The organism is Mucilaginibacter straminoryzae (assembly GCF_022953055.1).
GTDB classification, from domain to species: Bacteria; Bacteroidota; Bacteroidia; order Sphingobacteriales; family Sphingobacteriaceae; genus Mucilaginibacter; species Mucilaginibacter straminoryzae.
In genome coordinates this window covers 137,879-159,634 of the sequence record NZ_JALJEJ010000004.1, presented here as the reverse complement: position 1 = coordinate 159,634, position 21,756 = coordinate 137,879, and the positions used below count along the sequence as shown (strand labels likewise).

Here is a 21,756-nt window from a genome sequence, read left to right as displayed (position 1 = left end):
ACTTTTCATTATTCTGTCATTCACTTCTTCTCCCATTCGCTCATTTAATCATTAGGTCCTCCCAAAACCTCGTCTATCGCGCCAAATACCTTTGCTTCTTTAGCGGTTAGCCAGTAGTCACGGTCGGTTATTTCACGAACCTTCTCGTAGTCCTGCCCACAGTGCCTGGCGATAATCTCATTCAGTTCCTGCTTTAGTTTCAGGTACTCGCGGATCTGGATTTCCATATCAGAGGCCTGCCCCTGTGCCCCGCCGTGGGGTTGATGGAACATAATCCGCGAATGTGGGAGTGCAGCCCGCTTACCTGCCGCACCTGCGCAAAGCAGTACGGCGCCAAAGCTGAGGGCTACACCTGTGCAAATCGTCGCTACATCGGGGCCGATGAATTGCATGGTGTCATGGATACCGAGCCCTGCGTATACAGATCCGCCGGGCGAATTAATATACATCTGGATATCTTTTTTGCTATCCACAGATTGCAGAAAGAGCAGTTGCGCCTGGATAATATTTGCTACGTTATCATCGACCGCACTGCCCAGAAAGACAATACGGTCCATCATCAGGCGCGAGAATACATCCATCTGCGCTACGTTTAACTGTCGCTCTTCGGTGATGTAGGGTGTCATGGCACGGGGTTGAATGGCCGCTTCTATAGTGCCGATAAACTTTTCGACATGGGTGCTGTTAATACGGCGATGCTTTACCGCATAGGCATAGAATTCCTGTTTGTTAATTTGCATAACAAGATGAGTTTTTAAGTAAGAAATAAGTGGATTACGCTTGTTTAGCGGCGAAACAGCTGTTTGATCATCTGCGCAAATGACCGGTGTTGCGGTTCGCTGAACAGCTTTTGATGAACGGCTTTCAGTTCGGCCTTTAACTGCTGCCGACCGTATTGTTTTATAATGGAATAAGTATGTTGCTGTGCATCTGTGTTCTCGCGCAGCGTTTCGTTTAAAAGCAATTTCGCTTCAAAAAGTAAACGGTCTTGCGGCTGGTTTTTGTGGTGAAGATAGTTTTCTATCTCGGCTACCTCATTCAACAAAGTCCTCATACTGCAATGCTTTTTGTTTAACGGTTGCTCTTACTTTCTCCAGGCACTTGTACTTCTGCACTGTTGCGGAACGTTCGCCCGAGTACCCCAATAACGCTGCAATGTCTTTCAAAGGCAACTGGTCATAATAGAATGCCCGAAGCAGGTTCATACACTTCTGGCCGGCATTTTCCAGGTAGTGCATCAGTTTTTCGACCGCGGGTTGTACCGGCTTGTCTTCAGCAATTAAATCGTCAAACTGCTCGTTAAACGGCAAATTCTTTCCGTTATTAAACCTTTTTAACCACAGGTTCTTGCAGATACCCATCAGGTAGGCTTGTTCGTCTTTACAGTCCATATCGCCTGATACCACTTTTTCATAGTAGATCACTACGCTGTCCTGGAAAATATCTGCCGCGTCGTCTTCGTTTCCGCCGCGCCTGCTAACGTATCTGGCTACTACCGGAAACACCTTTTTATAGAGCGCCATAAAAAAGGCTTCACGTTCTTTTATCGTTGTTAAAGCAATCGCTCTCATAAACAGTGCTTTTATACAGATGTACCAAAAAACGGTTAAATATCACCCTGAAAATTTAAATTTTTTTGAAGCGGATACAAAAGGATGAAATCTACCCTCCACAACCCGTGGTATTAATAATTATCTTTGCCCGAGTATGACAAATAAAACACCTGCCGGAAGCTATACTGTGATGAACGAATTGGTTCTGCCGAACGATACCAATACCCTGGGTAATTTAATGGGCGGTCGCCTGCTTTACTGGATGGATATTGCTGCGGCAATGTCTGCACAAAAGCATTGTAACCGTATGGTGGTGACAGCTTCGGTAGATAACGTTTCATTTAAGCAACCCATAAAACTGGGCGATGCCGTGATGATTGAAGCCGTGGTAACCCGTGCTTTTAACACCTCTGTAGAGGTGCGGCTGGATGTTTGGGCGCAAAATATCCCCTCCAATACCAAAATTAAGAGTAACGAAGCCTACTATACCTTTGTGGCTTTAGACCAAAATAATGTGACTGTACCGGTACCAGAACTTCACCCTGAAACCGAGCACGAAAAGCAATTGTATGATGGTGCTTTACGTCGCCGCCAATTACGCTTGATATTGGCCGGCCGTATGCAGCCTGACGATGCCACGGAACTGAAAGCGTTCTTTGTGGACAGAGAATAAGCGGCAGGCTTATTGCGTATCCCGTATTGGATCAATACAAATAGCTATGAAAACTGCAGGCGCCATCAGGCTTTTAAAGGGTGATATTACCAAACTGGAGGTAGACGCAATCGTTAATGCCGCTAACAGCAGTCTGATGGGCGGGGGAGGAGTAGATGGTGCCATCCACCGGGCAGGCGGTCCGCAGATTCTGGAAGAATGCCGTGCCATTGTAGCAAGGCAGGGAGGCTGCAAAACGGGTGAAGCCGTAATTACAAGTGGCGGTAGGTTGCCGGCAAAGAATGTGATCCATACCGTTGGCCCGGTATGGAACGGAGGGAACCGAAACGAGCCTGAACTGTTGGCGTCTTGTTATTTAAACAGTGTGCAATTAGCATTCCGGAATAGGATCAGTACTATTGCATTTCCAAATATCAGTACCGGTATTTATGGCTTTCCGAAGCCGGAGGCCGCCGAAATAGCTGTTACTACCGTGAAAAACTATCTTGAACAGCAGCAGCTTCTGCAGCAGGTAATCTTCATCTGTTATGATGATGAAAACTTTTCCATCTACGAAAAGCTTCTGGTGTAGCTGCTGCTGATATCCACCTAAAAATGCCCGCGGATTTTCTGTTTAATCTCTTCGTTGTAAAACGTTCGTAACTTATTATGGATATGCAGCGATAACGGCGGCATGGCAGAAGCCTGTACGTTGTTATGAACCTGCGTTACCTTGCTAGCGCCCGGGATAACGGTAGTTACCTCGGGGTGATCCAATATCCAGCGTATCGCCCATTGCGCCATACGGTGGTCTGGCAGCATACGGTTTATTCGCGCCGCGAGTTGGATACCCTCGTTAAACTCTATACCCGAAAATGTTTCCCCTGCATTAAAGGCATCTCCGTTGGCGTTGAAGTTGCGGTGATCGGTAGGGGCGAAAGACGTGCTTTCATTAAATTTACCCGTTAACAATCCACTAGCCAGCGGAACACGGACAATCAGCGCGACACCCTTTTCTTTGGCTTTGGCAAAAATTTCATCCGCCACGTGCTGACGGAACATGTTGAAGATGATCTGAAGCGACGCCAAACCTTCCTGCTCGAGGCAGATCAAAGCCTCTTCGCTGGTTTCCACACTCGCACCGAAATAACGGATCAAACCCTCTTGCTGCAGCTTACGCAGGTGATCGAACACCTTACCAGCCCGCATTTCTTCTGTCGGGATACAGTGCAGCTGTTCCAGAAATAACTGGGACAGGTCGAGGTTCTTTAAGGAATCCTCCGCTTGGCGTTTCATGGCATCGTAGGTGAAGTTTTGCGGCCAGCCGTTCCCATCGTCGCCTCTGCGGCCCAATTTTGTTGCCACAAAGATTTCCTTATCGGTAGTTTTTAAAAAGCTGCCGATCGTGCGTTCGCTCACACCCATGCCGTAAACATCGGCCGTATCAATAAAATTACCGCCCGCATCTACATAAGCCTGTAAGATCTGGTGTGCTTCATGCTCATTCACATTGCCCCAGTCGGCGCTGCCGAGTTGCCAGGTGCCCAGCCCGACTTCGGCTATTTTAACTTCTTTAAACTGTCTGTAATTCACGCTTTAAATAAGAAACCTTTAATATAAATAGTTTTAATAAAACTTATCTTTTCGATGATCCGATTTTCTGGATTAAGCCTTCCTGATTGATCGCGACAACCGTTGCTGCACCTATCGTTGAAATCGTTGCCATGAACAGGTTCGGCGTAGCCTCAAGGTTGACTTTATTGTCGCTGCTACCCACGTTAATCGTCTCAGGGAAATTCAGTTCCGCCAAGGTAGTCGCATATCGGTGATGAGCCTCTTGATATTGTTTTTGCTTGTAATAAAGCAGCCACAGGTACTTGCGTTGCTCTTCTTCATAAGGTAATTGAAAAGCAGGTGGGGTTTGTTGTTTGGTAAACTGCAGGTAGCCCCATCTTTCGGGAAAGTGCATGTTAATGACCGCTTGCGGCGACCATACCCAATTATGCTCGGGGTGGCTTTTAGTGCTGTCTATTACCTTGACATATTTGCCGTTTACCACTTTGGTATCCCACTCTACGCGCGAAAAATTGATGCGCCACAAGGTGCCTTCGGTCACCCCGTTGCGTTCGTTATCACCGATACCTAACGCTTTAAATGGAATGGCCATCTCTACCGTCCATCCGCGGTCAGTATCGTTCGACTTATTCAACGTGCCCTGAATTTGTACCGCCGAACGCAATCCGGGCGTATCCCAACTGATTAAGGGAGTGCCGCCATTACGGTAGGGCTTGTTCAGAAACAGGTCGAAAATGGTATTAAGCGGATTGATTTCAATCTCGAAGTATCGATGGCTGGTATTCGCCGGGTCGATGAAGACTTCAAAATCATTATCCCAATAAACTATAGCGTCATGTTGTTTGATGGAAGCCCATACCTGCGGGTCTTTCAGCTCTGCAGCAATATAGAGGTAGTGATCGTCCCAAAGCATTTTTACCCTAGTGGGATATGACGGCTTGGGCTGCGTATTGCCTTCAATGTCTTGAAATTCTGCCGTCCAGGATGCCTTTTGCCAAACGGCGTCATTGATATCACCATCAATTTTCGGTGCAAGGCTGGTGTAACCTACCATATAATTTAAAGGCGAAGTAAATAGCTCTTCAAATCCCTTGAACAGATCCTGCGCGAAAGCGCCTTGAAAAGAAAGCAGGAGGACGGTAGAAAAAAGAAGTTTAACCAGTTTTTGGTTAGGGTAATTATTCATGAATACTTATAGGCGATGAATGGAAAAGCATGTGCTTTACACATTGAGAAATTAGGCTTAAGGCAGGATTACCGTTGAATCAAAAGCGTCAACAGAAATTCCTGAAGGCTTATAATTTATCGTCTTTTGTAGCGCGTCGTCCAAAGCATTTTTGAAGTTCGCCGCTAAAAAGTAACGCCAATGCAGCTCCGATGCCAGTACCTACGGCAAAGTTCTTAAGGGCAACACCTATCGCCACACCAACACCTATACCTATGATAAAACCTTTCTTGTTCATTTAGTAAAGCTAACTAATCGCGGGCAGAAGTCATAGTGTACTCACCAGGGTTTTACTGCTTACGAAATAAAAAGTGAATGTTAACTCCCCAGTTCAATAATACGATCGAACTCTTCACGCTTTAGACCCATTACGGATAACCTTCCCTGGCGCACCAGGCCGATATCTTTCAACTGTTCATCAGCTTTAATCTGCTCCAGTGTGACAGGTTTTTTCAGGCTTTCTACTGGCGACAAATCTACCACTACCCAGTTCGGATCTTCGGTTGTTGGGTCCTGGTAGGCTTCTTTTACTACTTTAGCTATCCCGACAATCTCTTTACCCTCGTTACTATGGTAGAACAACACCAGGTCGCCCTCCTGCATGGCGCGCAGGTTATTGCGCGCCTGAAAATTGCGCACACCGTCCCAAAAGGTGCGCCCATCCTGATTAAACTTTTCCCAGCTGTATTTAAAAGGTTCTGATTTAACTAACCAATAGTTCATTTTCTAAGTGTTTAAAAGCCGTTTTTTCGATTTGGTGGTAAAATAAGTGGCATTTGCATCAAGAAAAAGCATGATGAAAACACCTAAAAAACCTTCTATACCATTCAAATCTGTAACGGGTACGAATTTAAGTTATTTGTTCCTGAACAAACAACTCGAACTTTGGAATGAATAAGGAGAAGAACTGGCGTCTTAACCAAAAAGGGTTTATTGCCCTATCACTCCAGCTATTTCTTCGATTGGAGCGTTCTAACATGAAACTTTCTTGTTGGATGAATACAGACGGATATTACAAGGTGCTTAGGGCCAAGGAAGTGGCTCAATGTAGCTTCGAGTATATCCCTCTTGCAATGTTCAATGAGTTTATTTCTTTTGTGGTGATTAATGGTGTTGCTATTCCTTTAGTTATTATTTTTAACTCCATTATGAAGTCCATACTAACCTTATTGCTATCCGTATTTACAAGCGTTGCCTTTTTTCAAACCTCTATGAAAGGTGGTGCGGAAGCTAAACAGAAGCTTACAGCCTTTATTAAGAAACCTAAATTTGAAGGAGAGGCAGGAACGGCGTTTAACGGACTATCCAATCCTAAAATTAAATCAGAACTTACTTTAATTATAAACCAAGCAGCTAAGGACTTTCTCAAAACAGCTTCTAATCGTCCAACAGAGGAACAGTACGAGCGAAACATCGGAGCCGGATTAAAACGATTTGATAGGTACCGTCTGCAACTTGATTCGGAGGACGAAGATAAGGTTTGTCATTATTTCGAGGAGTTAATGGATTGTGTTGGGCTGGCAAGCTCTAACGGACAATTGAATAAATGGAGATATGGATTCGATCCTGCAAAGAAGCCGTAATAGATGCTCTTTCTAAAGTTAACTTCCAATGGAAAATTCATTTTTGTCGAACTAAATAGATTGTCAATACCATAAAAGGAAGTTTGTACATAAGTTTTCGGAGCTTTGGAAGCAACATTATCGCCTTACAAATCAGACGTAGGGAAATGCTGATACGTCTTATAGTACCCATTAAAGTACTTTCGGAAAATCCTACCTTTGCAGCATGTATTCACTGCTAAAACCTATACTATTTCAGTTCGACCCGGAACAGGTTCACCACTTCGTAACAAAAAATCTGAAACGGTTTAACCGGTTCCCTGGTGGGGCAGGTCTTAGTCGCGCGTTGTGGAAGGTAGAAGATGCCCGGTTAGAGAGGGAAGTATTTGGATTGAAGTTTAAAAATCCCGTCGGGTTGGCAGCAGGGTTTGATAAAAATGCAGAGTACATCAGCGAGATGGCTAACCTCGGATTCGGTTTTGTTGAAATTGGTACCGTTACGCCATTGCCGCAGCCGGGTAATGATCAGCCGCGGATGTTCCGTTTACCTGCGGATGAAGCGTTGATCAACCGCATGGGCTTTAATAATAAGGGTGTGGATATGGCGGCAGCACGGATCGAGGCTTATCGTAAAAATCAGCCCAAATCGCAACAGGGGCTGTTGATTGGCGGAAACATCGGCAAGAACAAGAATACGGCGAATGAAGATGCAGTTAGCGATTATATCAAATGCTTCGACAGGCTGTTTGATGTGGTTGATTATTTCGTAGTGAATGTGAGTTCCCCTAATACGCCTGGATTACGGGCTTTGCAGGATAAGAAACCGCTGACGGAGATTCTTAGCGCCCTACAGGAAAGAAACCATAAAAATGGTATCAGCAGGCCTGTACTGTTGAAGATTGCGCCGGATCTGACCGATGAGCAACTGGATGATATTATTGACATTGTTGCAGAGACTAAAATAGCCGGTGTTATCGCTACCAATACTACCATCAGCAGAGCAGGGCTGGTATCGCCGGAAAAGATCACTAAAGAAGCGGGCGGGTTGAGTGGTAAACCTTTAACAAAACGTTCTACAGAAGTGATCAGGTACCTGGCAGAGAAGTCGGGCCGCGCTTTTCCGATCATTGGCGCAGGGGGGATTCATTCTGCCGAAGATGCGCTGGAGAAACTAAATGCAGGTGCATCGCTCATCCAGTTATACACCGGGTTTATCTACGAAGGCCCGGCGTTGATCAGCCGGATTAATAAGAAGCTATTGAACCCGTCTAATTAATGAGCTTTCTGCTCTGCTTTCAAAGTCCTCTCCTTTGGAGAGTAATAGCCCATTAAGTGACAGCGGCGATTTTATTGATTAGCACATCAAAAATGAGCCTGTTGTCACGATGATTGTATTTAAAAGTGAATTCATCAAGATAGGACTGTAGATAGCGGGCTGATATTTTATGGTATTGACCATAAATACCACGCTTAAGTAATGTCCAAAAGCCCTCAATGGTATTGGTATGGTATTTACCCCTTGCGTATTGTTCCTTGTCCTTATTTAACACCTGATGCTCCCGGAAGATTTTGCTTAGACCGGCATAGCCGCCAAAGCCATCAGTAACAATGGTGGCGTCCTTACTGACCGTTTTTTCAATAATCGGTTTGATCGTTACACCATGCGCTTTATCGACTACCTGAAGCCTTATTCTACCATCCCGCTCTAATAAGCCGATCACTGGCTGTTTATCCTGGTAACCTGTGATTTGCAATTTATTATCACGCCTGGCCTGACGTTTTTTCTTTGAATGGTTTGCTTTCTTGCCTCCTATGTATGTTTCATCAATCTCAACAATCCCTTTAAACAGACTAACATCTTCGCCTTCTTGCATCGCCTTACGAATACGCATCTGTAAATACCAGCCTGTTTTACGATTAACACCCAGATCGCGACTCAACTGCCGTGCAGATAAGCCTTTTTTCGCATTTAAGATCAGTGATATGGCTAAAAACCACTGGGTAAGCGGCAGTTTAGTACTTTCAAAAATCGTTCCCACCAAAACGCTATAGCTTCGGTTACAGCCATGGCATTGATGACGATAAGTTTCGTGTCGCTTACTACTTCGTTTACTCTTGCAATAAGGGCACTCCGGCTCGTTTTGCCATCTTAATCCTTCCAGATAAGCTATGCAGCTTGACTGATCCGGAAAACGATTGATCGTTTCTATGATGTTCATTTCCATAAATATACATATTTTTTATGTCTTTTTATGGGCTATTACTCTTTGGAGAGGATTCAGGAGAGGTTCTTTCGCAAATTCAAACGAGATAAAAAAAGACATAAAAAAATCCTGCTGATTTTTACATCAACAGGATTTTGAAATATCTTTTAAGGTAAAATTATTTACCTGCAAGCTGAGCTAAAACCTCGTTGTTTTTAGCAATCTGGCTTTTCTTAGGTTCAGCAGAACGGTCGCCTAACTCTAAGTTAGTCGCATTTTTAAGAAATTGAACCTCTAAGCGAGATACAGTTTTATTTCTTCTGTCTTTTCTTTTTAAACGTGTAACACCCATGGTATTAAAAATTTCTAAATCCTTTATAATCCCTTTATTGGAGGTCGGAAGCGGATTCGAACCGCTGTACGAGGTTTTGCAGACCTCTGCCTAGCCACTCGGCCATCCGACCATTTTAAGGACTGCAAAGATATTAATTATTTATTCGCAGACAATATTATTTCAATGTATTTCTGGAAATTTCTGAACAAAATATAGCGGTTGCTATCGCCACGTTCAATGATTCGGCCTTTCCGGCCTGCGGAATAGTTACTGAAGTGCTGATCAGCGGTAAAATTTCCGGTCTGATACCATTCCCCTCATTGCCCATCAGCACTAATCCTTCGGTACCAAATGAGGTCTGATAAATGTTTGTCCCATCTAATAAGGCGCCAAAAACAGGCAGCTTTAAAGCTGGTAATAGCTTGTTCAAATCAGTATAGTGGATATTTACTCGCGATAGCGAACCCATGGTGGCTTGTACCACCTTTGGGTTATAAACATCAACGGTATCTTCAGAGCAAATGATGTGCTGTATGCCAAACCAGTCGGCCGTACGGATGATGGTACCCATATTGCCGGGGTCCTGCACGCCATCAAGTACAATAGAAAACTTATTTCGCAACAAATTGTAATTAATGTCCTGCGTTGCAGGTATGCGAATAAGCGCCAGAACGCCGGACGGTGTTTTTAATGCAGTTATGCGCTTAAGTTCTGCTTCTGAGATTTCCTGGGTGTTTATTTTCTTGGATAAATTCAGCAATTTTGGGGCAAACTGCGGCGTGTAGTAAATCGCTTCTGTATCATAGCCAGATTGTGTAAATTCAACAACTGATTTTAGCCCTTCTGCAATGAACAGATGATGTTGCCGACGAAATTTTTTATGTTGTAAGGAAGAAACTAAACTGATCTGAGATTTTGAAAGCATATATACAGCCGGCCGGTTACCGCCTTACAATATTAACCATTTTACTTTTGTTTTTGCTTTCGGCCTGTAGCCTTACCCGCAAGCTTAAGGATGACCAGGCGCTGGTTCGTAAGGTGACCATTACCGGTGTAGATAAAGAATTTAACGAAGCCTCTTACCTTTATGTAGATAAAGCCCAGCAGCCTAACAATTGGCTTAACTTGCAGTTCTACCTTACTTTTAGCCGTAATGGGAAGAAGGATATTGGCGAAGCGCCATCCATTTTAGATAGCGGCCTGGTTGAATTTTCAAGGACACAGATAGAAAAATTCCTGCACAACAAAGGGTATCTGAAAGCCAAGGTGACGGATTCTATCACCGTGAAAAAGAAGCGGGCGCATCTGTACTTTATGGCAAATGAAGGGCCGCTGTTTAAAGTCCGCAAGTTCCAGGATAGTATTACGGATCCACGGGTAAGGGCTTTATACCGACAAAACCGCATCACTTTTTCGCACATTCAACCCGGCGGGCGTTTTGATACCGACAGCCTGGCTTATGACCGCGACGAGTTCTACCAGATCATGAAACGTAACGGTTACTATGATTTTTATCGTCAGTACATCACTTTTAATTACGATTCTACTTTTAATAAAAGTGTGGTAGACGTGAAAATGCTAATCGATAACCCAGACGGTAAGTCGGCCCATCCAGTTTATACCATTAACAATACCTTAATCGTGATTAACAACAGTAACGGGCGCGCCACGGGTAAGGCGGACACGGTGCAGGTTGATTCGCAGTTCAGGTTTGTTGATTTCTCTAAACGGTTTAAACCCAGGGGTATCACTACTTACATTTTTCAAAAGAAAGGCGAGCTTTACGATGCCGATAAACAGAATTTAACCACTTCACGGTTATCAGAACTAAATGTGTTTCGGAACGTGCCCAACCCGAGCTACGAGAAGTTGCCCGATAGTACGCACAAGCTGAATACCCGGATTGAAATGATCCCGCTTAAACGGATGTCGGATAGGGTGGAGGGTGAGTTCCTGTTCAATGGCGGCAGATACGGGTATAACCTGGGTAACACCTTCACGCATCGTAACCTGTTTGGTAAGGCCGAAGTGCTGGAGATAAAAACCAACTGGAGCGTTTTGTTTGACAATGGACGTAATTCCGGTAGTTCAAACGCAATCCAGAACCAGGATTTCAAGATTGGAGGTAACCTGATCTATCCGCGTATTATTTCCCCGTTTGATCTGCCGATATTAGGTAAGTATGGCGTGCCGCACACCACGTTTTCTTCCAACTACCAGTTGTTCTACCAGAAAGACCTGGTAAAGCGACAAAGCTTCATCAATTCGTTAACTTACGATTGGGCCGAGACTACCCGGAAGCTGCATAGCTTAACACCTATCAATATCGAATTTTCGCGGGGAAGTATAGATCCGGCCGCACGGGATACCCTGATTAAACAAGGGCGTTATTCATACATCTACCTCATCGGCCGTACCGTTTATACGGTGGGTAGCCAGTATACTTACCAGCAGAATGCCAACAAGCTGAATAGCCTGGAAAACTTTATTTATTTCCGCGGATTTATAGACGTTGGCGGTAACACACTCGGTTTACTAACTAATTTGCTGAATACTCCGCGGGATGGTGAGGGGCAGCGCAAGTTTTTAGGTTATACCTATGCACAGTACAGTAAGTTCGAGACAGACGTAAGATGGTACCGTCACCTCGGCGGCGAGCGGCAAATCGTTTTCAGGCTGAACCCGGGTATTGGCATTCCGTACGGTAACAGCAACCAACTGGTGTTTGAAAAGAACTTCTATACCGGTGGAGCTAATGATATTCGCGCCTGGTTGCCGCGTACGCTCGGCCCGGGCCAGTTTAACCGGGCAGATTATTACGGTACTGACGGGCTTAGTCGCGCACGTTTCAAATACCTGGATCAGTACGGCGAGATCAAGATCGTCGGTAATACAGAATATCGCTACACCCTTGCAAATAACTTTTTCGGAACGAAACTGAAGGGTGCTTTCTTTGCAGATTTTGGTAACGTATGGCGTTTGCCGGATTCTATCGGACGTGCACAAAACCCGGGTGGCGAATTCAAGTTCAACCGTATCCTTAAATCTTCGGCCATCGGTATAGGTACAGGCTTCCGGTTTGACCTTACGTTCTTTATCTTCAGATTTGATGCGGCCTTTAAATTCAAAGATCCGCAGTTTGAGGGTTCAGACCAATGGGTATTCGTCAAGCACTTTAACAACCTGTTCCATACCGGCAAATTCAAAGCAGATTATTCTGACAAGAATGGTGAAGGCTATCACTTTATGCAGCTGAACTTTGGGATAGGTCTGCCGTTTTAGAACATATGCCTTAAGCCGTCAAAAATGCTCTCAAAGAAAGTTGGGATGCTTAGCCCGTTCTTATAGTTGAAAAACAGGAACACAATAAGGGCGATAGCGGCAATAATGATAAAACGTTTGAACAGGTAGCCAAGGAAGATCAGCGCTAACGGGATAATCACCAAAAGCATCCAACTAATATGGATCAGGGTAAGATCGTGCCCGTGTTTGTAAACGTAATATAACATCCCGCGCGAGCCGTTATCCTCATCGACGTGTTTTACGTATAAGAAGCTCGATTTCTGGATCTTGTGATGATAAAAGGCAGTACCCTTGTCGAAATGGAGCGTATCTTCAAATCCATTCACCGTAAATATGAAACTGCCGTTCACGGTTTCGTCGATGTTCTTAGCCGTGTCAATCGCTACTACGGCAATCTCATCAACCGCAAACGGATTCGATTTTGCCATAAATTGATTAAGCGTTATCTTATCCGCATAGCTGAATTTTACGGCAAATAATAAGAAAAAGACAAGAGTATGTTTTAGTCTCATAAGTACTTTAAAAGCTGCCGTTAAATTAAGTAAAAATTGCCCTACTTGTTCAGCAAATAAATAGCCGTGTTAAGGGCGGTAGCATAGCTTACCCAAAGCAGGTAGGGTACTAAAAGCCAGGCCGCAGTTTTACTGATTTTAGCGAACGTAATGATGTTTAGTAAGATCAATACCCATAAGGTGACGATGATCGTCAGGGCGCCTAAAATTTCGTGATTACCAAAGAAGATGATCGACCATGAAAAATTAAACACCAGTTGGGCAATGTATACCCAGGCTGCCTTTTTAAACGCAGGGTTGTTACGGTTCTTCCATACCATATAGGCCGCAATACCCATTAGAATGTATAACGATGTCCATACCGGGGCGAATAGCCAGGACGGCGGCGTAAATGAAGGTTTATGAAGCTGGCGGTACCACCCGGGTATTTCTGGCCGGGTGTACAAAGACGCCACAAAACCAATGGCTAAAGGGATCAGCAGGTTAAGTACAAGCGGAAGGATCTGAATTTTATTTTTTGGGGATGACATCGGTTGAAAAAGGTTAATAAGCCGCAGATAAACTAATCTTCACCTGCGGCTTACAAATTTAGCTATTCCAGTTGGCGCAATTCACTTTCTACGGTGAACAGTGCGTCTTTTATTATTTTTAACTGACGTTCTAAGACAGCACGATGTTCGACCGGAAGGTAAGTATCCTTCAGCTCGGTTTCATAAGCGTTTACTGCCGCTTTATCCCCGGTGATGCATTCGTTCAGGATTGCCTTATCATCATCGCTGCTTAGCGCAGTTTTAATATCTATCCATGCCCGGTGCAGTGCGCCAACTGGTCCACCGCCGGTATCAGGGTCGCCGCCGTTAAGACGTACTAATCCTTTTAATTCTACCGCAAATTCGGCACGCTCTACAGCCATACGTAGAAACGCTGCTTTTAGTATGGGGTTGTGCGCTTGTTCTGCTGCAGTGTTGTAGCCTTTTTCGCCATCGTTGGCTATCGTTACCAGGTGGTTTAAACCTTCAACATTTATTTCGTGGTTAGTTGCCATAAACAGTTTGTTTAAGGGAACTACAAAAACACGCTAAGATAGTTTTGCGATTATGAAGCGTTGTTTTTACCAGCCGATTTTTGCTTTGGCTTTCTTCCCCCGCGGCGCCGTTTGTTAAACTTCGGTTTGGTTTTAGGCCCTTCGCCAAGTTCGGCAGGGAGGGTGCTTTCCGGTATTTGTTTATCAATCAACTTCTGGATGTTGGCCAGCTTGCGTAAATCGCGGTCATTCACCAGGGTAATCGCCGTACCGGTTGTAGCAGCACGGGCTGTACGGCCAATGCGGTGAATGTAATCTTCCGGGTCTGCGGGTACATCATAATTCACCACCAGGTCTATGCCTTCCACATCGATACCGCGTGAAAGGGCATCGGTGCCGATAATCACGGGTAGCTTGCGGTTTTTGAAGTCAAGCAGGATCTGCTCGCGCTCGGTCTGTTCGATATCTGAGTGAAAAGCTTCCACTTTCACCCCGGCCGATTTCAGCGCCTTTGCTAATGATTTTACCTTCTCTTTGGTTGACGCAAATACGATAGAGCTGTTAAACCCGCTTTTAAGAATAATTTGCATCAAGTGGTTCTTCTGCTCGTCATGCACGCGGTAAACCTGCTGATTAATGCCTTCTGCAGGTTTGGATATCGCAATGTTGATCTGCTCCGGGTCTTTCAGGATAGAACGAGCCAGCGTACGGATCTTAGGCGGCATGGTGGCAGAGAACATTAACGTCTGCCGTTCTTTTGGCAGATAGGTAATAATCTTCATAATGTCGCTGAAGAAACCCATATCCAGCATACGGTCGGCTTCGTCCAGTACAAAATGGGTAAGGTGGTCGAGCTTTAGTGCGCCCGAACTCAAAAAAGAGATCAATCTTCCCGGCGTTGCTATTACAATATCAACCTTATTTAAAATGCCTTTTCTTTGCTGTTCATAGGCAATGCCATCGCCACCGCCAAAAACGGCAAGCGAACTGACGTCGGTAAAATAGGCGAGGCCCTCTACCTGCTGGTCTATCTGCTGAACCAGTTCCCGTGTAGGGCCAAGGATCAGCGCACTGATCTGGTCTTTATCGCTATGACTGATGCTGTTAAGCACCGGCAGCAGGTAAGATGCGGTTTTTCCTGTACCCGTCTGTGCGCAGGCAATAATATCCTTACCTTGCAATATAACAGGAATAGCTTGCGCCTGAATGGCGGTAGGGGTATTATACCCCATGCTCATAATCCCTTCTGTTAGCTGTTCGTTAAAATTAAAATCCTTAAAAGTCACTCTTCTGTATCAAAAATTCGTGTACAAGTTAAGGATTTTTGCAGACTATGTGTTTTTCGTACATTATATTATAAATCAGCTAATATTAGTTCCATTATACAGGGCTACAGGAATTTTCGATCATTTTTGCTACTGTTCTCGCTAATAGACTTTCAAGTATGATTGTCGGTAAATGAAAATTTAAGCATCCGGGATAAACTTTGGCGAAAATTAAGTATATTGCTAAAAGTGTTAAAACAGAATAAAATGTGTTTTTTGAGATAATAACACCATTTTTTATTCCGTTTAATTAGTACATGGTTTAACATTTGCTTCTGAGAGTTATGCAGTCCGGACACAAAACGATATTGATAGCAGACGATGACGTAGCGATAGTAGATTCTATGGCCGCCATACTTGATTTTGCAGGTTACGAGGTTTTGCAGGTTTTCGATGGTACCTCTGTTATCGAGTCCGTAAAGGCAAAGCCAGATCTGGTGATACTGGATATTGCCATGGGCGGGCATAACGGGCTGATGGTGTGTCGGCAATTGAAGCGGCAGGTACGCACGCAGCATATCCCGGTACTGATCATGTCGGCCGGGCATAATGTGGAAGAGAAAGCATTTGAGGCCGGTGCCGATGATTTCCTTGCCAAGCCCTTTGATATGGACATGCTGCAGCAACGCGTATCTAACCTGCTGCTGAAAACGGCGTAAAGACTTCTCTGCGTATTTTATTCGGGGCAATTTTTCTTTCCATTCGGGTGCTTAAAACCCTGAAGAATGTTTGGCTGTTATCCTGAAAAGAGGATGAACCATGGCCGCCCGGAAAAACAAAGCATCAGCTGATATTGATAATCTGTTAAAAGAAGCACCAGAGGCGGTTTTTCCTGCCGGGCTAAAGCCCATGCTGGCAACGCTGGTAGATCAGCCGTTTGACGACCCTGATTGGGTGTATGAGGTGAAGTGGGACGGTTACCGCGCACTCTGTTTTGTGAACGGCGGGCAGGTAGAAATCCAGTCCAGAAACAGTAAATCTTTCAACGAAAAATTTTATCCCATTTACCAGGCCCTGCAAAAATGGCCGGACGACATGATGGTAGATGGGGAAATTATTGTAGTTAACAATAAGGGTATTTCGGATTTCAGCGGTTTGCAGGGCTGGCGAAGTGAAGCCGATGGTGAATTGATCTACTATGTGTTCGATCTGCTTTATTACAAGGGACACGAACTGACTTCACTCACTTACCTGGAACGCCGGGAATTACTGGAAACTGTATTACCTAAAGGAGACGACCGTATTCGCCTCAGCCAGGTATTTAAGGCTGGGGGTAAAGAGTTTTTTGCCGCAGCTGATAAATTGGGTCTGGAAGGTATTATTGCTAAAAAAGCCAACAGTTTTTATCAGCCGGATGTGCGCTCTAAAGACTGGCTGAAGATTAAGACGCAGAAACGCCAGGAAGCGGTGATTGGCGGATACACCCATAACGAAGGCAGCCCGAAGAAGTTCAACGCGTTGTTAATGGGCGTTTTTCATGGCGAAGAATTTCAATATATAGGCCCCGTAGGGACTGGTTTTAGCGATAAGTTGCAGAAAGAAATTGTAGAAAAGCTGCAGCCGCTGGTTACCGATGAATGCCCTTTTCCGGTGGTGCCCGATTTTAATAAGCCATCGCGTTTCCGGCCTAACCCGCCAAAGGCTACGGTTACATGGGTGCGACCTGAAATGGTGGGAGAGGTAGCCTTTCGTCAGATGACGCCCGATAATATTATGCGCCACGCTTCTTTCCAGGGGCTGCGTGAAGATAAAAATGCCAGGGAGGTCACCCTGGAGATGCCCGGCCATACCGACAACCTGGTTGACGAAGAACACCCGTTTGCTAAGGAGAAGATGCTGGAAGCCCCTAAAGCGAAAACACGCAAAACCTTGTTGAACCCCAAGGAGCAATCACAAATGCGAAACATCAACGGGCACGATTTGAAGTTTAACAACCTGAACAAATTATACTGGCCGGAGGATGGGGTGACGAAACGGGATATGCTGAATTATTATTATCAGATAGCGCCCTACATTCTTCCTTACCTGAAAGATCGCCCGCAGTCTTTGAACCGCTTCCCGAATGGCATTCATGGCATGCATTTCTACCAGAAGAATGTGAAGGATAAAGCACCCGACTGGATCAAAACTTTCCCTTATACCACCAGCGATGGCGAACATAAAGAGTTTTTAGTTGCTACAGATGAATATAGTTTGCTCTATATGGCTTCGTTAGGGGCTATCGAAATGAATCCCTGGTTTAGTCGTGTCGATTCACCAGATAACCCGGATTATTGTGTGATCGACCTTGACCCCGACCAAAATACCTTCGAACAGGTAATTCAGGCGGCGCTGGAAGTAAAAAAGGTGCTTGATGCAATTGGTGTGCCTTCGTACTGCAAAACATCCGGATCAACAGGCATGCATATTTACATCCCCCTGGCAGCTAAGTATACCTACGACCAATCGCAGCTATTTGGCCGGCTGCTGGTGAATATCGTGCACAAACAAATACCGGATTTCACCAGCGTCGAGCGTATGATCGCCAACCGGCACGGCAAAATGTATCTGGATTTTCTGCAAAACCGCCCGGGTGCTACCCTGGCCTGCCCGTATTCGCTGCGGCCTAAACCGGGTGCCACCGTTTCCATGCCTGTACATTGGGATGAGGTAAAACCCGGCCTGAAGATGAGCCGGTTTAATATACATAATGCCGTTGACCGCGTTAGGGACGAAGGCGATTTGTTTAACGGAGTTTTAGGTAAGGGGATAGATCTGGAGATAACGTTGGCCAAGGCTAAAAGCATATTTGAAAAATAAACTACCGTAGCTTGGTATTGGTATAATAGCTAATAGCCTTTTGTAAGAACAGTACGAACTGTTCGCCGTTTTCGTATTTATTCTGGTAGAAGCGCTCGTCCGCAACGTACAATTTTCCTAAGCCTTCATAAGCGTCTGCCTGTTTATCGGCGAAGTTCTCCGTTCCCCAAAATCTGCGGATGTTCTGATAATGCCTTGCAATTTCGAACTGAACAGCCGGGCATTCGGGTGCTTCGCTCATTAATTCAAAAAGCGCGTTCATGATTTGCTGTTGTTCGTCCTTTAATCCCTGCAAATCTGCTTTACTCAATTTCATCAACGACTGCTCGGCATATGCTATATTTTCCTCGCCGTATTTTTCCGCGGCCTCATTTCTAATGGCCTTTGCTTCTTCTTTTGATAGGCCTTTGTAAAGTGATTCTGGTTCCATGGTGTCTCCTTTTTTTAAATGTTCAATGGTTGTTTTTATGGTTCTTAGTGCAGCTTTAAGCCGGTCAACTTCTGCCTCCAGATAATGTTGGTGTGCTTCTAACGCGCTGATCGTTTCAAAGTCGGGGCTTTGAAGTATGGTGCCGATTTTTTCTAATGGCAGATCCATGGCTTTGTAAAGTAAGATCTGCTGTAACCGCAAAAGTTCTTTATCGCCATATACCCTATATCCGGACGATGTTCGCGTTAAAGGTTTCAATAAACCTTTCTGATCATATACGTGCAGTGTTCTTACACTGATCCTGGCCATTGCCGAAAGTTGTTGAACGGTATATAACTGCTGATTATCCTTTATCATGATACAAAGCTAAACCATGACCGTAGGTGAGGGTCAAGTAATTTTTTCAAATCGTGTAAATCAGTGTCAGGAATATTACAAAATCAGCATAATAGTGTATGCGTTTTAACTTTATTTTAGCCCCTCAAACTATGTAAAAGCAATATGATCAAGATACTTTTTGCAGCTATTATGGTTGTTACTATGATGTCCGCGTCGGCGCAAACCGTTAATATCAGCGGCGACGTTGGCAAACCCTATACGCTTACCACTGCTTTTTATCAGCGGCTTAAGCAGGTGTCGGTTAAGGCGGTAGGCCATGATGGCAAAGAGCATGAATATACCGGAGTTAAGCTGGCGGATATTTTAAGCGAAGCAAATGCAATCCCCGACAATAAACTCAGCGGCAAAATGTTGGCAAAATACATACTGGTAAAAGCTGCGGACAACTACCAGGCCGTTATTGCATTGCCGGAGATCAACGAACAGTTTACCGATAAGGTGATCATACTGGCAAACAAAGAAGACGGAAAACCGCTGGCCGCCAACGCTGCACCTTACCAGGTCATCATCCCTGGGGAAAAGAAATATGGCCGGTGGGTAAGGCAGGTAACAGCTATTTCTGTTCTTACCGCAAAAGAGTAACGATGAAAAGGTTTTTATTAGCAGTTGGCCTGCTTGTTTTCTCGACGTTCGTTCAGGCGCAGAAAGTGCGGGTAGCTGTTGCGGCTAACGCACAATTCGTGGCTCAAAAAATTGCTGAAGCATTTAAAAAGCAAACCGGTATCGAGGCTGAATTGATCGTCAGTTCTTCAGGCAAGCTCACCACCCAGATTGAGCAAGGCGCGCCATTCGATGTTTTTCTTTCGGCTGATATGAAGTACCCGGAAGAACTGTACAGTAAAGGTTTCGGTTTGGAGAAGCCACGGATTTATGGCTACGGTCAACTGGTTATATGGACTTTGCATCAAGATGTACCGTTAAAACAGGTGGCCGATCTTCAGCAAAAAGCATTTCAAAAGATAGCTATTGGTAACCCGGCGCTGGCACCTTATGGCGAGGCGGCTATGCAAGCAATAAAAGCGCTTCGGCTTGAAGCCACGCTGAAAGATAAGTTCGTATACGGCGAAAGTATCGCCCAGGTAAACCAGTACCTGCTTACCGGGGCAGTTGATGCTGCATTTACGGCAAAGTCCATCGTGCTTGATCCTTCGTTGCAGGTTCGCGGCAAATGGATTGCGGTTCCCCAAAGGTTTTATCTGCCGATAGCGCAAGGCATGCTGATAATTAAGCAATTAGATCAAAAAAATTTGAATAATTCCTATAAGTTTTATAATTTTCTCGTCAGCTCTTCGGCTAAGCAAATTTTCAAACTTTACGGGTACAAATAAATGGGCATAGACTTGCAGCCATTGTGGCTTACGTTTAAACTGGCGTTCATCACTACACTTTGTTTGTTGGTGCTGGGGATACCCGTTGCGGCCCTTTTGGCAAAAAGTAAATCGCGTTTAAAGCCCTTTGCAGAAGCGCTGATCGGTTTGCCGTTGGTGCTGCCGCCTTCCGTGCTAGGTTTTTACCTGCTGTTAATATTAAGCCCGACGGGTTGGCTGGGTAGCTTTTTGCAGCAATATTTTAATCTTCGCCTGGTATTTACCTTTCCCGGGCTGGTGGTGGGCTCGGTTATTTATAGCCTGCCGTTTATGATCCACCCCATACAGGGCGGATTACAAAATTTACCTAAAAGCCTAAAAGAAGCTTCATGGACCATGGGGCATTCAAAACTGGTCACCTTCTTTAAGGTTCAGCTTCCTAATATACAGTCGGCCTTGCTTACCGGTATCGTACTGACTTTTGCGCATACGCTGGGTGAATTTGGCCTGGTGCTGATGATCGGTGGCAGTATACCTAAAGTGACCAAGGTTGCTTCTATTGCCATCTATAACGAAACGGAAGCGCTTAACTTTTCTGCCGCGCATACTTATTCGGGTATACTACTTGTCATATCTTTTACCATATTGCTGCTTGTTTACTTAATGAACAGGCGTGTGGGCCGCGGCAGGCTGGCGATATGATCGGGATAAGAATTCAAAAAAAACTTCAATTAGCAGACCAGGCAACTGAATTACAGGTCGATATCAACCTGCCCAAGGGGAAGATAACAGCCTTGTCCGGGAAATCCGGTGCAGGCAAAACTTCTCTGCTGAAGATGATTGCCGGGTTAATGAAGCCGGATGAAGGCCTGATTACAAGCGGCGATGAAACCTGGTTGGATACGTCTGCAGGTATAGATATGCCCCCGCAAAAGCGAAAGCTGGCCTTTGTTTTCCAGGATTACGCGCTGTTCCCTAACATGACGGTGGAAGGCAATCTGCGTTATGCAGCTGGCAAGTCAGTCGATGAAAAGTTAATCAGGCATTTGCTGGAAATAACACAGTTGTCTGGCTTTAAAAAAGTAAAACCTTTACAACTCTCCGGCGGGCAACAGCAGCGTTTGGCGCTGGCCCGTGCCCTTGCGCAGCAACCCGATCTGCTGCTGATGGATGAACCACTCTCGGCACTCGATCTGGAAGCAAGACAGCAATTGCAGCAGGAGCTACTGTTGCTGCACCGCGAATTTAAGTTTACGGCGATTTTGGTTAGCCATGACATCTCAGAGATTTCAATCCTGGCCTCGAAAGTCATTCAACTGGCAAACGGACGGGTAGCAGCTTTTGGAACTATCGAAGAGCTATTTGGATCGCCTGATAGGAATACGTTAAAGTTAACCGGGCGGGTAATTGGTGTAGAGGAGCAATGGTTAATCGTATTAGTAAACCAGCAGGTTGTCCGGTTGAAAAAGCAAAATCAAAATTACCAGTTGGGGGAATCCATATCCGTTCAGATCAATCCGGATCTATTGCAATATTAACGTCCTATTGCATC

Annotated in this window: 26 protein-coding genes and 1 tRNA gene; 11 read left to right on the top strand and 16 right to left on the bottom strand. The window is 45.0% G+C overall.

Going from position 1 to position 21,756, the window contains the following annotated elements:
* Window positions 1-44 precede the first annotated feature (44 nt).
* From MUY27_RS10205 to MUY27_RS10195, 3 genes are read right to left on the bottom strand one after another with little or no spacing between them, the layout of a single operon-like run.
* Complete coding sequence (locus MUY27_RS10205) at window positions 45-740, bottom strand: ClpP family protease (RefSeq protein ID WP_245129919.1); 696 nt, start codon at window positions 738-740, stop codon at window positions 45-47.
* A 44-nt stretch (window positions 741-784) separates the two neighbouring features.
* Window positions 785-1,054, bottom strand: a complete 270-nt coding sequence (locus MUY27_RS10200) for a hypothetical protein (RefSeq protein ID WP_245129918.1) — start codon at window positions 1,052-1,054, stop codon at window positions 785-787.
* Window positions 1,035-1,571, bottom strand: coding sequence for an RNA polymerase sigma factor (locus MUY27_RS10195; RefSeq protein WP_245129917.1), 537 nt, complete (start codon window positions 1,569-1,571; stop codon window positions 1,035-1,037). The genes MUY27_RS10200 and MUY27_RS10195 overlap by 20 nt, the downstream gene beginning before the upstream one ends.
* Window positions 1,572-1,707: 136 nt before the next feature.
* Between MUY27_RS10195 and MUY27_RS10190 the strand changes: the two genes are divergently transcribed.
* Together MUY27_RS10190 and MUY27_RS10185 are read left to right on the top strand one after the other, a co-directional pair.
* Window positions 1,708-2,226 carry an acyl-CoA thioesterase gene (locus tag MUY27_RS10190; RefSeq protein ID WP_245129916.1) on the top strand — a complete coding sequence of 173 codons (519 nt, stop codon included), beginning with the start codon at window positions 1,708-1,710 and terminating at the stop codon, window positions 2,224-2,226.
* Window positions 2,227-2,272: 46 nt separating this feature from the next.
* On the top strand, window positions 2,273-2,797 hold the full coding sequence (locus MUY27_RS10185) for an O-acetyl-ADP-ribose deacetylase (protein WP_245129915.1): 525 nt from the start codon (window positions 2,273-2,275) through the stop codon (window positions 2,795-2,797).
* A gap of 17 nt (window positions 2,798-2,814) precedes the next feature.
* On the opposite strand, the gene MUY27_RS10180 is transcribed toward MUY27_RS10185, so the two are convergent.
* From MUY27_RS10180 to MUY27_RS10165, 4 genes are all read right to left on the bottom strand, one after another.
* Window positions 2,815-3,798 carry an aldo/keto reductase gene (locus tag MUY27_RS10180; RefSeq protein WP_245129914.1) on the bottom strand — a complete coding sequence of 328 codons (984 nt, stop codon included), beginning with the start codon at window positions 3,796-3,798 and terminating at the stop codon, window positions 2,815-2,817.
* Between the two features lie 43 nt (window positions 3,799-3,841).
* Window positions 3,842-4,966 carry a carbohydrate-binding family 9-like protein gene (locus MUY27_RS10175; RefSeq protein WP_245129913.1) on the bottom strand — a complete coding sequence of 375 codons (1,125 nt, stop codon included), beginning with the start codon at window positions 4,964-4,966 and terminating at the stop codon, window positions 3,842-3,844.
* Between the two features lie 109 nt (window positions 4,967-5,075).
* Window positions 5,076-5,243 carry a hypothetical protein gene (locus MUY27_RS10170; RefSeq protein WP_245129912.1) on the bottom strand — a complete coding sequence of 56 codons (168 nt, stop codon included), beginning with the start codon at window positions 5,241-5,243 and terminating at the stop codon, window positions 5,076-5,078.
* 80 nt (window positions 5,244-5,323) lie between these two features.
* Complete coding sequence (locus MUY27_RS10165) at window positions 5,324-5,728, bottom strand: EVE domain-containing protein (RefSeq protein ID WP_245129911.1); 405 nt, start codon at window positions 5,726-5,728, stop codon at window positions 5,324-5,326.
* Window positions 5,729-5,895: 167 nt separating this feature from the next.
* Here MUY27_RS10165 and MUY27_RS10160 point away from each other — a divergent pair, with 167 nt between their 5' ends.
* Both MUY27_RS10160 and MUY27_RS10155 read left to right on the top strand, forming a co-directional pair.
* On the top strand, window positions 5,896-6,588 hold the full coding sequence (locus MUY27_RS10160; RefSeq protein ID WP_245129910.1) for a DUF4844 domain-containing protein: 693 nt from the start codon (window positions 5,896-5,898) through the stop codon (window positions 6,586-6,588).
* A gap of 205 nt (window positions 6,589-6,793) precedes the next feature.
* On the top strand, window positions 6,794-7,843 hold the full coding sequence (locus tag MUY27_RS10155; RefSeq protein WP_245129909.1) for a quinone-dependent dihydroorotate dehydrogenase: 1,050 nt from the start codon (window positions 6,794-6,796) through the stop codon (window positions 7,841-7,843).
* Window positions 7,844-7,895: 52 nt separating this feature from the next.
* Here MUY27_RS10155 and MUY27_RS10150 read toward each other — a convergent pair whose 3' ends face one another.
* The 4 genes from MUY27_RS10150 to MUY27_RS10135 form a co-directional block, all read right to left on the bottom strand.
* Window positions 7,896-8,786: an IS1595 family transposase gene (locus MUY27_RS10150; RefSeq protein WP_245129908.1), complete on the bottom strand. Its 891-nt coding sequence runs from the start codon at window positions 8,784-8,786 to the stop codon at window positions 7,896-7,898.
* A gap of 163 nt (window positions 8,787-8,949) precedes the next feature.
* Entirely contained in the window at window positions 8,950-9,123 is a 174-nt protein-coding gene (locus MUY27_RS10145) for a spore protein (protein WP_245129907.1), read from the bottom strand.
* A gap of 38 nt (window positions 9,124-9,161) precedes the next feature.
* Window positions 9,162-9,235: transfer RNA gene (locus tag MUY27_RS10140), tRNA-Cys, on the bottom strand.
* Window positions 9,236-9,280: 45 nt separating this feature from the next.
* Window positions 9,281-10,030 (bottom strand): TrmH family RNA methyltransferase, encoded by a 750-nt coding sequence (locus tag MUY27_RS10135; RefSeq protein WP_245129906.1) that lies wholly within the window; start codon window positions 10,028-10,030, stop codon window positions 9,281-9,283.
* Here MUY27_RS10135 and tamL point away from each other — a divergent pair.
* Window positions 10,021-12,387: a translocation and assembly module lipoprotein TamL gene (gene tamL, locus MUY27_RS10130; protein WP_245129905.1), complete on the top strand. Its 2,367-nt coding sequence runs from the start codon at window positions 10,021-10,023 to the stop codon at window positions 12,385-12,387. The genes MUY27_RS10135 and tamL overlap by 10 nt on opposite strands.
* On the opposite strand, the gene MUY27_RS10125 is transcribed toward tamL, so the two are convergent.
* The 4 genes from MUY27_RS10125 to MUY27_RS10110 form a co-directional block, all read right to left on the bottom strand.
* Window positions 12,384-12,836, bottom strand: coding sequence for a hypothetical protein (locus tag MUY27_RS10125; protein ID WP_245129904.1), 453 nt, complete (start codon window positions 12,834-12,836; stop codon window positions 12,384-12,386). The two genes, tamL and MUY27_RS10125, sit on opposite strands and share 4 nt — an antisense overlap.
* 125 nt (window positions 12,837-12,961) lie before the next feature.
* Window positions 12,962-13,450 (bottom strand): TspO/MBR family protein, encoded by a 489-nt coding sequence (locus MUY27_RS10120; RefSeq protein ID WP_245129903.1) that lies wholly within the window; start codon window positions 13,448-13,450, stop codon window positions 12,962-12,964.
* 62 nt (window positions 13,451-13,512) lie between these two features.
* Window positions 13,513-13,965 (bottom strand): ferritin-like domain-containing protein, encoded by a 453-nt coding sequence (locus MUY27_RS10115; protein ID WP_245129902.1) that lies wholly within the window; start codon window positions 13,963-13,965, stop codon window positions 13,513-13,515.
* Between the two features lie 50 nt (window positions 13,966-14,015).
* A complete protein-coding gene (locus MUY27_RS10110) occupies window positions 14,016-15,230 on the bottom strand; it encodes a DEAD/DEAH box helicase (protein WP_245129901.1) in 1,215 nt (404 codons plus the stop codon).
* Window positions 15,231-15,553: 323 nt separating this feature from the next.
* On the opposite strand from MUY27_RS10110, the gene MUY27_RS10105 reads away from it, so the two are divergent.
* Together MUY27_RS10105 and ligD are read left to right on the top strand one after the other, a co-directional pair.
* Window positions 15,554-15,928 (top strand): response regulator transcription factor, encoded by a 375-nt coding sequence (locus MUY27_RS10105; RefSeq protein ID WP_245129900.1) that lies wholly within the window; start codon window positions 15,554-15,556, stop codon window positions 15,926-15,928.
* A 100-nt stretch (window positions 15,929-16,028) separates the two neighbouring features.
* Window positions 16,029-18,068 carry a DNA ligase D gene (gene ligD / locus MUY27_RS10100; RefSeq protein ID WP_245129899.1) on the top strand — a complete coding sequence of 680 codons (2,040 nt, stop codon included), beginning with the start codon at window positions 16,029-16,031 and terminating at the stop codon, window positions 18,066-18,068.
* 1 nt (window position 18,069) lies between these two features.
* On the opposite strand, the gene MUY27_RS10095 is transcribed toward ligD, so the two are convergent.
* Window positions 18,070-18,855, bottom strand: a complete 786-nt coding sequence (locus MUY27_RS10095) for a MerR family transcriptional regulator (protein WP_245129898.1) — start codon at window positions 18,853-18,855, stop codon at window positions 18,070-18,072.
* A 144-nt stretch (window positions 18,856-18,999) separates the two neighbouring features.
* Here MUY27_RS10095 and MUY27_RS10090 point away from each other — a divergent pair, with 144 nt between their 5' ends.
* The 4 genes from MUY27_RS10090 to MUY27_RS10075 are packed head-to-tail and all read left to right on the top strand — an operon-like array spanning window position 19,000 to window position 21,742.
* A complete protein-coding gene (locus tag MUY27_RS10090) occupies window positions 19,000-19,479 on the top strand; it encodes a molybdopterin-dependent oxidoreductase (protein WP_245129897.1) in 480 nt (159 codons plus the stop codon).
* A gap of 2 nt (window positions 19,480-19,481) precedes the next feature.
* Window positions 19,482-20,225: a molybdate ABC transporter substrate-binding protein gene (gene modA, locus MUY27_RS10085; protein WP_245129896.1), complete on the top strand. Its 744-nt coding sequence runs from the start codon at window positions 19,482-19,484 to the stop codon at window positions 20,223-20,225.
* Window positions 20,226-20,906 carry a molybdate ABC transporter permease subunit gene (modB, locus tag MUY27_RS10080; RefSeq protein ID WP_245129895.1) on the top strand — a complete coding sequence of 227 codons (681 nt, stop codon included), beginning with the start codon at window positions 20,226-20,228 and terminating at the stop codon, window positions 20,904-20,906.
* Window positions 20,903-21,742, top strand: a complete 840-nt coding sequence (locus tag MUY27_RS10075) for an ATP-binding cassette domain-containing protein (protein WP_245129894.1) — start codon at window positions 20,903-20,905, stop codon at window positions 21,740-21,742. Before modB ends, MUY27_RS10075 begins: the two co-directional genes overlap by 4 nt.
* Window positions 21,743-21,756 lie beyond the last annotated feature (14 nt).